At 66.4% G+C, this 14,768-nt stretch carries 9 protein-coding genes; 4 read left to right on the top strand and 5 right to left on the bottom strand.

The annotated features are described in order from the left end of the window. Positions 1–1,152 carry an alpha/beta fold hydrolase gene (locus tag ABIA73_RS15840; protein ID WP_223482249.1) on the bottom strand — a complete coding sequence of 384 codons (1,152 nt, stop codon included), beginning with the start codon at positions 1,150–1,152 and terminating at the stop codon, positions 1–3. A 183-nt stretch (positions 1,153–1,335) separates the two neighbouring features. On the opposite strand from ABIA73_RS15840, the gene ABIA73_RS15835 reads away from it, so the two are divergent. The 4 genes from ABIA73_RS15835 (at position 1,336) to ABIA73_RS15820 (ending at position 8,220) form a co-directional block, all read left to right on the top strand. Beyond that, complete coding sequence (locus ABIA73_RS15835) at positions 1,336–2,682, top strand: c-type cytochrome (RefSeq protein ID WP_354276009.1); 1,347 nt, start codon at positions 1,336–1,338, stop codon at positions 2,680–2,682. Beyond that, positions 2,679–3,605 carry a c-type cytochrome gene (locus tag ABIA73_RS15830; protein ID WP_059063777.1) on the top strand — a complete coding sequence of 309 codons (927 nt, stop codon included), beginning with the start codon at positions 2,679–2,681 and terminating at the stop codon, positions 3,603–3,605. The genes ABIA73_RS15835 and ABIA73_RS15830 overlap by 4 nt, the downstream gene beginning before the upstream one ends. Before the next feature lie 117 nt (positions 3,606–3,722). After that, positions 3,723–6,101 carry a TonB-dependent receptor gene (locus tag ABIA73_RS15825; RefSeq protein ID WP_354276008.1) on the top strand — a complete coding sequence of 793 codons (2,379 nt, stop codon included), beginning with the start codon at positions 3,723–3,725 and terminating at the stop codon, positions 6,099–6,101. Between the two features lie 10 nt (positions 6,102–6,111). Continuing rightward, positions 6,112–8,220 (top strand): phosphocholine-specific phospholipase C, encoded by a 2,109-nt coding sequence (locus ABIA73_RS15820; RefSeq protein ID WP_354276007.1) that lies wholly within the window; start codon positions 6,112–6,114, stop codon positions 8,218–8,220. Positions 8,221–8,275: 55 nt separating this feature from the next. On the opposite strand, the gene ABIA73_RS15815 is transcribed toward ABIA73_RS15820, so the two are convergent. From ABIA73_RS15815 to ABIA73_RS15800, 4 genes are all read right to left on the bottom strand, one after another. Continuing rightward, positions 8,276–9,871, bottom strand: a complete 1,596-nt coding sequence (locus tag ABIA73_RS15815) for an alkaline phosphatase D family protein (protein ID WP_354276006.1) — start codon at positions 9,869–9,871, stop codon at positions 8,276–8,278. A gap of 11 nt (positions 9,872–9,882) precedes the next feature. Continuing rightward, on the bottom strand, positions 9,883–12,816 hold the full coding sequence (locus tag ABIA73_RS15810) for a TonB-dependent receptor (protein WP_354276005.1): 2,934 nt from the start codon (positions 12,814–12,816) through the stop codon (positions 9,883–9,885). Between the two features lie 141 nt (positions 12,817–12,957). Further along, a complete protein-coding gene (locus ABIA73_RS15805; RefSeq protein WP_333622262.1) occupies positions 12,958–13,995 on the bottom strand; it encodes a FecR family protein in 1,038 nt (345 codons plus the stop codon). Further along, positions 13,992–14,507 carry an RNA polymerase sigma factor gene (locus ABIA73_RS15800; RefSeq protein ID WP_025878928.1) on the bottom strand — a complete coding sequence of 172 codons (516 nt, stop codon included), beginning with the start codon at positions 14,505–14,507 and terminating at the stop codon, positions 13,992–13,994. The genes ABIA73_RS15805 and ABIA73_RS15800 overlap by 4 nt, the downstream gene beginning before the upstream one ends. Between the last annotated feature and the right edge of the window lie 261 nt (positions 14,508–14,768).

Below are 14,768 nucleotides of genomic sequence, written 5' to 3'. Positions count from 1 at the left end.
TCAGCTGCGTGCTGGGGTTTTTGCGGGTGTGTCGACGCCATGCACCAGCCATTCGGCCTGGGCCGGCAACTGCGGTGCTGGACACGCGGCTTTCGGATGGTGCTCGTCGCGCGCCATCCAGTCATCGACCACTCCGGCCAGCAGGTCCAGCCGCAGCGGCAGGGTGATGTGATCTTCGCCGCGCATCTCGATGTAGTGCGCACGCGGATTGGCCTGCGCCAACGCGCGGCCTTGGCTGACCGGAATGTGCTGGTCGCCCTGCCCGTGCAGCAGCAGCACGCAGGCGCGGGTATCGGCCAGCGCGCGGGCAACATCCACCTTGTCCAGATCCACTTCGATGCGGCGGCTGGCGGCGGCCACCACCTGGTTGATGTCCTGGCTGCCGTAGCGCCAGCGTGCATAAGAAGCGATGGCCTGTGCCTTCAACCCTTCCGGCTGCAGGGCCATCAGATGCGGAATCATGGTGCGGATCGCAACCCCGGCATTGGCGAACGATTCCATCGCCACCACGCCGGCGACCTGGTCGCCCAGCTTGTCGGCGGTGAACAATGCGGTGGCAGCGCCGTAGGAAACGCCGAACAGGTACAGCGGGCCGGTCACTTCGCCGCGCGCGCGCAGTTCGGCGATGACATCCACAACATCGTCCGACTCGTAGGTGCCGTAGCCGGAGGGACCGGCGCCGGACTGGCCATGGTTGCGCAGGTCCAGGGTGATCACGCGGTAGCCCGACTCGGCCAGCTGCAGCGACCATGGCAGCATCGAATCACCGTTCATCATCCAGCCGTGCAGCAGCACCACGGTGCCGCGCGGCGCCTGCGCGCGGAACGGCTGCGGTACGGACAGGCTCAACCCGGTATCCAGCGGCAGGCCGTTCTGGTGCTGCTGCGGCAGGTAGTGGTAGCGCGCACCGTAGTCGCCCGGATCGAAAGCACGCCAGAAGATCGGCACGCCATCACGGCCCGGGGCGAAGCCATGCCGGTTCGGCAGCGCGGCCACAGCTGCGGCGATACGCGGTTGATCAAGCAGGGTCGAGACGCCACCGGGCGCGATCAGGCGGTCGCTGAGCGAGGTGGACGAGGCCGTCATCGAGGAAGAGCATGCAGCCAGCCACAGGCCGGCGCACGCCAGCAAAAGCAGCAGCAGGCGCTTCATGGGCAGTCAGGGGAAAAGTGCGACAGCGTGGCAGGTTAGCGGCCACGCCCAGCGCCATCTATCGCAGCTGGATGACGGGTTGATGACAGCGCAGGATCGATTCAGCTTGTCACAATGTCGCGACCGGCCAAAGCATTGATCCGGATCAATGAACGCCATCGCACGAATGGCCACAGTGCCGGCATGCGCACCCCGTTCAAGCTCGCCATTGCCCTGGCCGCCACCTTGGCCGCCGCTTACGGCATCGCCCGCAGTACACCGTACTGGTTCGCCCCACCGCAACACGCCGAGGTCGACATCCACGACCCGGCCCTGATCGAACAGGGCCGGTACCTGTCGCGTGCTGCCGACTGCGCCGCCTGCCATACCGCACCGGGCGGCAGGCCGTTCGCCGGTGGCCTTGGCATGCAGACCCCGATGGGCACGCTGTACTCGACCAACATCACACCGGACACGGAGACCGGCATCGGCGCATACGACTACGCCGATTTCGAGCGCGCGGTGCGGCGTGGCATCCGCCATGACGGCCAGCCGCTGTATCCGGCCATGCCCTACGCCTCGTACGTGATCGCCAGCGATGCCGAGATCAAGGCGCTGTATGCCTACTTCATGGGTGCGGTGCAGCCGGTCCGGCAGGACAACGCCGACAGCACGATTCCGTGGCCGGCAAACATGCGCTGGCCGCTTGCCTGGTGGCAGCTGTTGTTCGCACGCCCGCGCAGCTTCAGCCCTGATCCCACCCTGGATGCCGGCCAGCAGCGCGGCGCCGAACTGGTTGAAGGCCTGGCCCATTGCGGCGCGTGCCATACCCCGCGCGGGCTGGCCTTCCAGGAAAAGGCGATGGCCGACGATGGCAGCCGCCAGTTCCTGTCCGGCTCGGTGCTGGAAGGCTGGTACGCGAAGAACCTGCGCAATGAACAGACCGGCCTGGCCAGCTGGAGCGAAGCCGAAATCGTCGAGTTCCTGCGTACCGGCCGCACCGATCGCTCCGCGGCTTTTGGCGGCATGGCCGATGTGGTCGAGCACAGCACGCAGTACCTGTCCGACGCCGATCTGCTGGCGATGGCGCGGTACCTGAAGCAGCTGCCGGCCCGCGAAGGGCACAGCGCGCAGTGGACGCCGGGCACCGACACCACTACCGCCGCACTGCGCGGCGGCGACTACCGGGTGGCCGGTTCGCTGGCCTACGCCGAACACTGCCAGGCCTGCCATCGCACAGATGGCCGCGGCATGCCACGGGTCTACCCAGCCCTGGCGGGCAACTCCATCGTCTTCGCCGATGATCCCAGCTCGCTGGTGCAGGTAACCCTGACCGGCGGGCGCACGCCACATACCGCGCATGACCGCATGGCATTCACCATGCCGGGCTTCGAGCAGCTGCCCAATGCGCAGCTCGCCGACATCCTCACCTTCATCCGCAACAGCTGGGGCAACCAGGCCAGCGCGGTCACTGAACTGGACGTAGCGCGCATGCGCCGGGTGGTGCGTGACAAGCCGGCGCATGTGGTCCCGCAGGAGACGGCGCAATGAGGCGTTCGAAGAAGCGTTCGACAGTGTTGATCGCCAGCGCGGTCGTTGCGGTGCTGCTGGCCGGTGCTGGCACGCTGCTGTACCAGCACCTGTACCCGGACCTGGACGCGGAAGTCGCGAGGACCCTGGACATCCTCGACAGCCACGGCCAGGTGGTGGGCCAGTACCACGTGCCCAGTGCCGAGGAGATCGCCAGCCTCGGCAACGCCGACGCGGTGATGTTCGGCCGTCGCCTGCTCAACGAGACCGCACGCCTTCTGCCGGACAACGTCGGCAATGATCTGAACTGCAATTCGTGCCACATGGCCGAGGGCAAGCGACCGTTCGGCAACCACTACTTGAACACCGGAGGCGGCAGCTACCCGCGCTACATGCCGCGACCGGGCAGGGAAATCGGCCTGGCCGAGCGCATCAACGGTTGCCTGCAGCGTTCGATGAACGGCAAACCGCTGGCCAAGGACGCGCCGGAGATGCGTGCGATGCTGGAATACATGGCGTGGCTGAGCCGCCCGGTACCGGAGGGTACGCGCGTGGCCGCGCCCAGCGAAGGGCCGATCGACAGCACGCTGACACCGGACCCGATACGTGGACAGGCGCTGTATGCCGCGCAGTGCGCCGCCTGCCACGGCGACAACGGCGAAGGCCGGCGCGACGCCAGCGGCGATATCGCGTTCCCGCCGTTGTGGGGCGAGCGCAGCTTCAATATCGGTGCCGGCATGGCGCGTCTGTACAAGGCCGCAGGCTTCGTCAAGCACAACATGCCGCCGGCAACGACCCGTGAACCGCCACTGGGCCAGCAGGTGATGCCCGACCAGGACGCGGTGGATATCGCCAGCTACTTCATCAACCAGCCGCGCCCGGACTTCGCCGGCAAGGCCAAGGACTGGCCGCGTGATCCGAAACCGAAGGACGCGCGCTACTGAGCAACGCCCCGGCCCTGCCGGCCGTCACACAACACACTCCCTGCATCTGCGCGTCACCGCCATGTCATCGGCGCTGCCGACACTCCCGGACTTTCCTCCCTTGAAGGTCCGGTTTCGATGCGAACGATTGCGCGCTTTCCCCGTATCTCGCTGCTTGCCCTGCTGATTGCTCCCGCACTGGATGCCCTGGCTGAAGCACCGCAGGGCGATGTGGCCGATACGCGAAGCGCCGACGCGCGGACCCTGGACCAGGTACAGGTGATCGGCCAGGCCACCAGTTATGCCAAGACCTCGGTGCGCCAGGAAACGTTGAACCGGCAGACCGTGTTGAGCAGCGTCAATGGCGCGCTCAACGAAGTGCCCGGCGTGGTCGTCAGCGAAGCCGATGCCACCGGTTCCTCGGTGTGGGGCACGCAGATCAGCATGCGCGGCTTTGTCACCAACCGCGACACCCAGCAGATCGGCACCACCATCGATGGCCTGCCCAATGGTGGTTCCGGTTATGGCGGCGGCTCGCTGGCCAACCGCTACATCGACACGCTCGACCTGGAAACGGTGGAAGTTAGCCAGGGTACGGCCGATATCTCCTCGCGCTCGAACGAAGCACTCGGTGGCACCCTGAACTTCCTCACCAGCGACCCGCTGCACGAACAGCGACTGCGCATGGTGGTGGGTGCCGGTGACAATGAAGCGCGCAAGTATTACGTGCGCTACGACACCGGCCTGCTTGCAGGACACACCCGCGCGTTGATCAGCGCATCGTCGGCGCGCGTGCATGACTGGATCGACGGCACCGGCCACACCAGCAACGACAACATCGCCGGCAAGTTCATCACCGAGCTGGACCGCTGGACCCTGACCGGCTACCTGTCCTACAACGATGCCGACGAGCCGGAGTACACCAGCGTTTCGCCGAAAGGGTTCGCCACCAACCCCGACCGCGACGGCTTGGTCGGCACCCTGACCGGCATTCCGTATCTGGACCAGAACTACCGTTCCGGTTCGCGCGCACTGCGCGAGAACACGTTCGGCTACCTGCGCGCAGCCTTCGATGGCGGCAACGGTTTCAAGGCCTCGATGGCCGCCTACGGGCACCGCATGCAGGGTCGCGGTGACTGGCTGCCGCCGTACCTGGCCGACGTCAACGACGACGGTGCCGGTCGCCCGCAATCGGAGTACCTCGGCGGCAGGACGGTCTACGGTGGCAGCAACCGCGGCCAGATCTACTTCGTGAACCCCGACGGCAGTTCCGCCCAGCGCCTGGCCAGCTGCACGCCGCGACTCGGCTTCAGCGCCGAGTACGACCCCAACTGCTACGCCGGCAACGTGCAGGGCGCGCAGTCCTACCGCCACTCCCACTACGACAACGATCGCGTGGGCGTGACCGCCGACGTCGAATGGCGGCAGACCTTCGGCGCCATCGACAACACCGTACGCGGCGGGCTGTGGGTGGAGAAGCTGGACCGTTCCGTGCGCCGCGATTGGCACCGCCTGCTCAACGTCGGCCAGGACATCGCCTTCGACCACCAGCCCTACTGGGTGCAGTTCGAGGACAAGTACAAGGTCGACGAGCAGATGTACTACGTCGAGGACGTGGCCCGCTTCGGCCCGTTCAGCGCGCGCCTGGGCGTAAAGCAGTTCTTCGTCGACCAGTCCCGCCACCGCGTGATCGGCGCCGCCGAGAATGTGAAGTCCGACTCGAAGTCCGATCCGCTGCTGTCCACCGGCTTCACCTGGGCCCCGGGCGTGGAGGGCTTGGAACTGTTCGCCGGCTACTCGCAGAACTTCGCCGCGATCCCGTCCGGCGTGCTGGGTGAAACCGATCCCCAGCGCTTCCGCAACGTCGAACCGGAGACCGCCGACAACATCGAACTGGGCATGCGCATCAGCCGCTGGCCGCTGACCGCCTCGGTCACCCTGTACAACATCAAGTTCGACAACCGCATCGTGTATCTGCCAGCCGGCCTGGTCAGCGGCATCGACTACCTCGGCGAGACCGATGGCGTCTACGAGAACTTCGGCGGCGTGGAGAGCAACGGCCTGGAAGCGGCCTTCGGCTACGGCTGGGACAATGGCTGGCGCATCAATGCGGCCTACACCTACAACCGTTCCAAGTACCTGGGCAGCGGCAACGACGCGCGCGACACGCAGCTGGGCATCGTCGATGGCGCCAAGGTGATCGGCCAGCCGGAGCAGATCCTGGTGGTGTCGGCCGACTGGCAGGGTGAGAACTGGAACTTCGGCCTGTCCGGCCGCTACCTGGGCGAACGCTACCTGGATGCGGCCAACGTCAACAAGCTGCCCTCGGCCACCGTGTTCAACGCCAACATCGGCTTCGACCTGCAGGGCCTGTCGCCGCGCCTGAAGGGCATGGGCGCCAACCTGGTGGTGAGCAACCTGACCGACAAGCGTTATCTTGCAGGGGTGGACGGCCGCGACAACGCCTTCATCGGCGCCCCGCGCACCGTCGGCATCTCCTTCCGCGTGGACTTGTGAGTGTGACCCTGTGACTGATACCGGCCGACGCCGACTGTTGCAGGCCGGCGTCGCCGCCGGCCTTTCGCCGCTGCTGCCCAGCATCGCCCGGGCAGCAGCGATCGCCCCTGCTTCGCGCACGCGCAGCCTGCAGGACCTGCAGCACATCGTGGTGTTCATGCAGGAGAACCGCTCGTTCGACCACTACTTCGGCACGTTGCCGGGCGTGCGTGGCTTCGGTGACCGTTTCGTTGCCCCGGCATCACCGCTGCCCGGTGGCGACCGCCCGCGCAGCCTGTGGCTGCAGCCCGACGCCAGCGGACAACGCGCCATCGCCCCCTTTCCGTTGGATACCGCTGCGCACTTCAGCTACATGCGGGTGGAAGGCACGCCCCACACCTGGCCTGATGCACAGCAGGCGTGGGACCACGGGCGCATGGCGCACTGGCCCAAGGCCAAGCAGAACCATTCGATGGGCTACTTCCAGCGCAGCGACATGCCGTTCCAGTTCGCCCTGGCCGATGCGTTCACGCTGTGCGATGCCTACCACTGCGCGATGCAGGCCGGCACCAACCCGAACCGCGTGTTCCTGTGGACCGGCCACAACGACGCCCAGGGCCAGGCAGGCGGCCCGGTGATCGCCAATTCGCACGACAATTTCCCCGAGCTGGGCGGCCATCCGGACTCGTACCGCTGGGCCAGCTATGTCGAGCGGCTGCAGCAGGCCGGCGTGTCCTGGCAGATCTACCAGGACATGGCCGACAACTTCACCGACAACCCGCTTGCCGGGTTCGAGACCTTCCGCCAGGCGTACCGCGGCGGCCCGGGGCATGACCCGGAGCTGCGCGCGCGCGGCGTCAGTACCCGTGGCCTGGCGCAGCTGCGCGAGGACGCGATCAGCGGGCGCCTGCCTCAGGTCAGTTTCATCATTGCCGACGCAGCCGGCAGCGAGCACCCCGGTCCGTCCAGCCCCGCGCAGGGCGCCGCCTATACCGCGCGCCTGCTGGATGCATTGACCGCCGATCCAGAGGTGTGGAGCCGTACCGCCCTGCTGCTGATGTTCGATGAGAACGATGGCTTCTTCGACCATGTGCCGCCACCGGCACCGCCCTCCCCGCTTGGTGCCGGCTGGGCCGGTGCGTCGGCGGTCAGCACCGAGGGCGAATACCACCACCGCCCGGCACCGGGCGACGAGAAATACGATGCCGCCGAGCTGCGTGGGCGCCCCTATGGGCTTGGCCCGCGCGTACCGTTGTATGTGATTTCACCGTGGAGCCGCGGCGGCTGGGTCGACTCGCAAGTGTACGACCACACGTCGGTGCTGCGTCTGATCGAGCGCCGCTTCGGCGTCGCCGCGCCGGACATCTCGCCGTGGCGGCGTGCGGTCTGCGGTGATCTGAGCAACGCCTTCGACTTCGCCCAGCGCGACACCCGCCCCTTTGCCAAGGCGCTGCCCGATGTCACCGCTGTCGCCGCGCGCGCCGCCGCCCTGCCCGGCCGTACCGTGCCCGCGCTGCCCGATGGCCTGCATCCGGCCCGCCAGGAGCCCGGCGTACGTCCTGCACGGGCACTGCCCTATCGGCCGCACGTGCAGGCCACATCGGTGGATGGCGCTGGTCTCACCCTGCAGCTGGCCAGCGATGGCGCCGCGGCCGTGCTGCATGTCTACGACCGCCTGCGCCTGGACGCCGTTCCGCGCCGTTACACCGTGGTACCAGGTGCCCCGCTGCAGGATCGCTGGCCGCTGGATGCGCAGGGTCGTTACGATCTCTGGCTGCTGGGACCGAATGGATTCCATCGCCATTATCGCGGCGATGGCACGCTCGCGCCGCTGCACGCGCACGTGGAGCGCGCGGACGGCCAGATGCGCCTGACACTGCGCAATCCATCGCCTTCAGCGCGGAAGGTCCAAGTGCAGGCCGGCGCCTACGCCGGCCACATGCCCACCCGCGAACTGCAGCTGGTGGCCGGCGCGGAAACCGTACTGGCCTGGGATCCCGCACCAACCGCAGGCTGGTACGACCTGATCGTGCGCTCGCAGGGCGTCGAGCAACGCCTCGCCGGACGTGCCGAAGACGGCCGGCCTGGCACCAGCGACCCTGCCATGGGCAGCGAACCGCTGCGCTTCGATCACGGCTGAAAGTGATTCTGTGGAGCCGGGCGCGTGCTCGGCTCCACAGGGTGGAACATCCCGCTCAGGCCTCCTGCAACCCCGGCCGACCGTGCTCCACGGCATAGCGCTTCCAGCTCTGCAGCGCGCCGTTCGGCTGCATGACCGTATCGAGCGTCTTCATGTCACCGATCCAGGCATCACGGGTGACGTCGCACAGCACATAACCACGCTTGTCCGTCGTCGCCTTCAGGTGCGGACTGTGCCGCAGCTGGTTCTCTGCATAGGCATCCACGCCCTGCCCGTCCGCGCCCGACGTGATCGAAGTGGCCAGGAACTCACTGGAAATCGCCCCGGAATCGGCATTGTCCTGCACCAGGTCGCTGGCATAGTGGCGGTGCGCATCGCCACAGGCGGTTACCACGTTGCCGAAGCCCACCTTCTGGATGTGATCGAGCAGGCGGCGGCGGCTGGATAGATAACCGGACCACTGGTCGTCGGAGGCCTGCACCACGCCGTCCTTCTCGCGCAGGTAGTTGCCCAGCGAAACCTGGTGGGCGATGGTGTGCCAGCGCGGCGCGGCGTCGGCCAGGCCGTCGAACAGCCATTGCTCCTGCTTTGCGCCAACAATGCTTCGTTCGGGAGATTCCACCTGCCCGCGCTGCGCGATGTCCACCTGCTTGCTGCGGTACTGGCGGGTATCGAGCAGGTGCAGGTCCAGCAGCGTGCCATAGCGCGCGCGCCGGTACATCTGCATATGGCCGTCGCGCGGGAACGACGAAGCACGCAGCGGCATGTTCTCGTAGTACGCCTGGAATGCCTGTGCGCGGCGCAGCAGGAACACTTCACTGGGCGTGCCGTCCTGGTCCTCGGCGCCGGCCCAGTTGTTGTCCACTTCGTGGTCATCGAACGTGACGAACCACGGCGACGCGGCGTGCGCGGCCTGCAGGTCCGTATCGGTCCTGTACTGCGCGTAGCGCCGGCGATAGTCGTCGAGCGTGTAGGTCTGCGGGCCAACATGGTTGCGCAGGTTGGTGAACGGCTGGCCGTTCATCCTGCGCACGCCAGGCTGGCTTTCGCCCTCGTAGATGTAATCGCCGTAATGGAACACGAAGTCGAGCGGCTCCTCGGCAATGTGCCGCCATGCACTGTAGTGCCCCTCCTCGTAGTGCTGGCAACCGGCCACCGCGAAGCGCACGCGGTCGACCCGTGCGTTGGCCGCAGGCAGGGTGCGGGTGCGGCCAATCGCACTGGCATGGCCTCCCACGGTGAAGCGGTACCAGTACGGCCGCCCAGGCGCCAGGCCGTCCAGTTCCACGTGCAGCGCATGGCCAAGCTCGGGGTGGGCCAGCGCGGTGCCCTGCCGCATCACGGTGCGCATGCTCTCGTCGGCGGCCAGCTGCCATGCCACCGCCATCGGCCGGGTTGGCATGCCGCCGCCGAACACCAGTGGCTCGGTGGCCAGCCGCGTCCACAGCACCACGCCGTCGGCCGACGGATCACCCGACGCCACGCCGAGAGTGAACGGCGTACTGGCAAAGCGCGGCGATGCGAGCAGGTTGCGCGGATTCAGCGCTGCCACATCGTTCTGCGCAGCCAGCGCGCGGGCCGCTCCGGCCCACGCACCCAATGCGGAAAGTCCGGACAGGGCAAGGAAACGCCTGCGATTGATCGTATCCAAGACGGTCGCCTTCAGTTGTAGATGATGTGGAAGTAGAAGAAGCGGCCGTAGTCATCGATCTCGGTGCGGAAGCGGCCGTTCGGACCGGTGCTGTAGGTCGGCTGGGTGTTGAACAGGTTCTTGGCCTCGTACTTCAGCGTCACGTGCTTGCTGACCTTGTGGCTGAAGGCCAGGTTGAAGGTCATGTACGGGTCGTAGTACGAATCCAGCCACTGGGTATCGCCGAAGTCGACCAGCATCCGGCTGCGGTAGGTGCCGGATACGCGCAGCTGCGAGCTCTTCCATGGCATGCGCCAGATCACCGAGCCGTTCACCGACCAGTCCGGCTGGTACAGCAGGCGGTCCAGGCGGCGCTCGCTGCCGTCGCTGATGCGGTAGTTGGTCTGCCCGTCCAGGCGGGTGGCATTGAGGTACATGTCGAAGCGGTGGCGGCCCCACTGCAGGTTGCGGTTGGCTACCGCGAACTCGACACCGCGCAGCGTCGACTCATCGGTGTTCATCGGCTGGGTGATCCGGTAGCGGATGTCGCCGACGTTCTCGAACGTGGTCAGGGTATAGATGTCGTCCTTGATGACCTTGTCGAACAACGCCACCGAGACCAGGCCGTTGTTGCCGTTGAAGTACAGGTCCCAGGCAAGATCGAGGTTGGTCGAGCGGCGCGGCTGCAGCCAGGCATTGCCCTGCTTGATGGTGCAGAAGCCTCCGCCCAGCTCGTCGTCGCCGCAGCTGGTGCTGGTGGCCTGGGCGATGTTGCTGGGCGTCGGCCGGCCCAGCGTGCGGCTGGCGGAGAACCTCAGGCGCTGGTCTTCGCTCAGCTTGAAGGTGGCGTTCAGCGACGGCAGCAGGTTGTTGTAGCCGCCACTGCTCTTGCGGAATGCCGATGTGTAGGTGGTGCCACCATCCTCACTGAACGGGCTGAACGCATCGAAGGTGGTGTGGTCGTAGCGCAGGCCGCCGATCAGCAGCAGCCGGTCCCAGGCGTAATGCGCCGACACGTAGGCGTTGGCAACGTCTTCCACGTACTTGTAATCGCTGGTGAAGTCGGCATTCGGGTACGCCGCATCGTTGTTGCCCAGCTTCGGGTAAAGCTCGTCATGCCACTTGCGGTTGTCGATCAACGGGAAACCGGGAACGCTGCCAAGCAGGGTCGAACCCGGGTACAGATAGTCGTTCAAGGTCGCGCTGGTCTTGTAGTAATCGAAATCGATGTCCTGCCAGATCTTCAGGTGGCGATACTCGGCACCGGCAGCCAGACCGAAACCGCGTGCATCGGCATCGATGTTGTAGCTGAAGTCGGCGCGCAGGTTGTCGATGCTTTCCTTGGCGTCGCGCGGCGAGATATAGGCCTGCGCCGGATTGAGCTTGAACGCCGAGCTGGTCAGCAGGCTGGAATCGGAAACACCCACGGCGTTCGGAAAACCATGGCTGTCGTTGGCATAGTCAACGAACAGGTTGCTTGGGTAGGCGCGCACGCCCCAGTAGACCTGGTTGTTGTGGAAGGTCTCTTCGGTGTGGCCGGCACGCAGGGTCAGCCGCGAGAGGTCACCGATATCCCAGTTGAAACTGGCGATCGCGCCGCGGTTGCTGCGGTCCCAGCGGTCGTGGCGGTTCTTGATGTAGATGCTGTTGATCTGGGTGGTGCCGCCGTCTTCGCTCTGGTTGCGTACCGGGAACTTGGCGTTGCCATACAGATCGGTCTTGTTCATCGTCGAGTTCTCGTAGAACCGGTACGAGTACAGCAGCAGCGAGGCATAGAACGGGTCGTCCGATGGCTTCCATTCCAGCTTGGCCGAGCCACCGAAGTTGGTGATGTAGTTGGTGTAGGTGCCGGTGCTGAAGTTGCCCGGCGCGCGCAGGCCGTTCCAGCCTTTCGCCTCGTCGGGGCCGGTGGTTCCATCGGTGAGGTACTTGCCGGCATCGTTGTAGTAGTAGTTCGATTCCACCCAGCGCTTGACGCTGTTGCGCGAGCGCTGTTCATAGCGCGCGACCGCGACGATGCCGAACTGATCATCGCCGCCGAACTGGTTGGAGAACACCGCTTTGGCGCTCTTGCCGAAGTGGCCCAGGGTCTTGTGGTCGCCCCCCGCGCTGCGCCCCACATTGGTCTCGGCCGTGGAATGGATGCCGGCCACGTCGGCGAACACGTACTTGCCGGAGCGGTCAAAGGCGCTGCGGCTGATGATGTCGATCACACCACCGATGGCATCCGGTGCCTGCTCGGCGCTGAAGCTCTTGTAGATGTCGGTGCGGGTGCCGATGTCGCTGGGAATCAGCTGCAGGTTGTTCATGCGCTCGCCGGAGCCACTGCCGCCCACGCTTGCGATCGCGATGCCGTCGATGGTCGTGTAGTTGAGATTGGCCTGCACGCCGCGCACGGTCACGTAACGCGGTTCGCCCGCATCTTCCACCGCACTCAGGCCGGGCGCGGCCATCAGGCTCTCGGCCAGCGTCTCATCGCCATAGCTGTCCATCTCGTCGTAGATCACCGAATCCTTGATCACCGGCGAGGTCTTCTTCTGGTCGATGACCTCATGGGCGGCGATCACCTTGACCGTGCCCAGGGTCGGGGCCACCACCGCTTCCGGTGGGCGCGATGCCGGTGCGGCCTGCCGGCTTTCCCGCGAGACCGGTGCCGCGTCGATGGCGATCACGTTGCCGTCCACCACCGTGTAGCGCAGGCCGGTGCCGGCCAGAAGCGTGTCCAGCGCCTGCTTGACGGTGGCTCCTCGCGGTACCGCGCCCGCCATGGGTGCAGCGCCCGCGCCGGCATACAGGAACTGCACGCCCGAACTGCGTGACAGCTGCTCAAGCGCCTGGCTCAGCGGCTGCGCGGCGATCGCTGCGGTGACCCGGGTCTCAAGCCCATTGGCCGACGCCACCTGTGCATGCGCACCCAGACAGGGAGACAAGGCCAGTACCACCGACAGATAGAGCTTCTTGCGCATCACGGTTCCTTGGAGGAGAGAGGACTGCTGGTACCGCGTCGGCAGGCGACAGCGGCTTCTCCCAAGTAAGAGCCGGCATCGGCGGAAGTGGAGAACGCCGATTCGATGAATTTTTTCTGACAGCCCTTCGCCGAACCGCGATCAACGGCTGGACACCCACACCGTGTCCGCTTCGCGGCGGATGACGAAGCGCGCGTCCCGCTGCAGGAATGCCTGCAGCGCTGCGACCCGGTGCGCCTCCAGGCTGCCTGACAGGCGCGCCGCGCGCGCCGCGTCATCGGTCAGCCGCACCTGTACCTGGTTGTGGCGGTTGAAGGCAGCCGCCACCTCGTCCAGCCGCTCATCGCGGAACGACACCCGGCGCTGCTGCCAGTCCAGCAGCATGGACATCGGTATTTCCAATGGCTGCACCGCATGGCTGCGGTGATCGACCTGGACCACCTTCCCGGCAGGCAGCTGCGCCAGCCGTCGTTGCCCGCTGCCGGCGGTCCAGACCTCCACTTCGCCGGACACCACGCCGATGCGCGTACTCTGCAAACGGCGCGAGACATCGAACACGGTGCCGATGTCGCGGATCCGCAGATCGCCAACCTGCACCTCGAACGGCCGGCGATCCGCTGCGATATCGAACGTGGCCTCGCCGCTCAGCAGTTCAACCCGACGGCTGAACCAGCCGATGTTCACCCGCAGGCGGCTGTCTGCGTTCAGGCGCACCTGCGTCCGGTCAGCCAGCACCACCTCACGCAGTTGCCCGTGGCCGGCGATCAGCATCTGTTCGCGAGGCATCAGCCACGGCACCAGTCCGGCCACCAGCAACAGGCAGCAGGCCACCGCAGCCACCCGCCTCCAGAGTGGTCGGCGTGATCGCGATGCGACCACGGCGCGCGGCACGGGCACCGGTACGGCAAACAACGGCACGACTTTCGCCGTTGCCGGCAGCTCCGGCAACGCGGCCCTGTCCCCCTGCTCCTGTCCGTACGCCACCATCACCGCGCCTACCTGCCGGTGCACGTGCAGGACATGCAGGTACGCGCGTATGTGTTCGGGAGAGCGCTTCATCCATGCCATGAACTCGATGCGCTGAGCGGCGCTCAGGTCACCCTCGCGGTTGCACAGGAACCAGTGCGCGGCCTGCTCGGCCACCTCGTCATCCATCGCTGCAGGCTCCTGCCGGTTCATCCATCCTTCCCGGCGCCAAGCGCCTTCCTGCAGGCATCCAGTCCCTTGCCGATGTGCTTGCGCACCATGTGCACCGACACATCCAGCTGTGCTCCCACCTGCCGGCAATCCAGCCCATCGCGATAGTGCAGCTCCATCACCCGCCGCGTTGTCGGCGGCAGTTGCGCGATGGCGCCGCGGATTCCGCTCCAGCGCTGCGCCCGCTCGAAATCAGCTTCGATGTCCTCCTCGCTGCGCAGTACCTCGGCCAGCAGGTCGACGTCCTCGATCTGTGGCAGGCCGGAGCGCGAGCGTGCCTGTTCACGCGCCAGGTTGGCCGCCACCGCGAACAGATAGGCTTCGGGGTTCTCGATCGCCTGGGCATCTTCGCCGGTACTGCGCAGCAGCCGCAGGTAGACCTCCTGGGCCAGGTCCTCGGCATCGGCAGCCTGTGAACCACGCCGAAGGAAGAAGCCACGCAGCAGGCGGCGCCGCAAGGCGTAGCTCTTCTCCCAGATCCTGACGCTGTTCACAACCGACCAACCACCCCGAGGCTGGAAAACCCAGCAGGGTGCACACCAACGATGACATCCGCATTGCAGCGCTGCATGGCCAAGCGAAGGTTCGCGCAGACCCAATCGTCGCCCGTCTACCCGCCAGCCGATACGGCGCCTACGCTTGTCTCCTCGGCAGCCACCACGGCCGCCCCCGCGCCACGGACCTGCCGGCGCGACTCCGCTCCAGAGCTGTCGCCCTGCCGGCGGTGCCGTGCAGGTGCAGAACCGGCGCTCTCT

The organism is Stenotrophomonas sp. 2694, assembly GCF_040548715.1.
In the GTDB taxonomy this organism is placed as follows: Bacteria; Pseudomonadota; Gammaproteobacteria; order Xanthomonadales; family Xanthomonadaceae; genus Stenotrophomonas; species Stenotrophomonas indicatrix.
Note: the sequence above shows the minus strand (reverse complement) of the source record. Positions and strands in the feature narration are given on the sequence as shown.

Coding starts and splice junctions, on each gene's coding strand:
- ABIA73_RS15810 (WP_354276005.1), bottom strand. CDS start 12,816: ATGCGCAAGAAGCTCTATCTGTCGGTGGTACTGGCCTTGTCTCCCTGT.
- ABIA73_RS15840 (WP_223482249.1), bottom strand. CDS start 1,152: ATGAAGCGCCTGCTGCTGCTTTTGCTGGCGTGCGCCGGCCTGTGGCTG.
- ABIA73_RS15835 (WP_354276009.1), top strand. CDS start 1,336: ATGCGCACCCCGTTCAAGCTCGCCATTGCCCTGGCCGCCACCTTGGCC.
- ABIA73_RS15830 (WP_059063777.1), top strand. CDS start 2,679: ATGAGGCGTTCGAAGAAGCGTTCGACAGTGTTGATCGCCAGCGCGGTC.
- ABIA73_RS15825 (WP_354276008.1), top strand. CDS start 3,723: ATGCGAACGATTGCGCGCTTTCCCCGTATCTCGCTGCTTGCCCTGCTG.
- ABIA73_RS15805 (WP_333622262.1), bottom strand. CDS start 13,995: ATGAACCGGCAGGAGCCTGCAGCGATGGATGACGAGGTGGCCGAGCAG.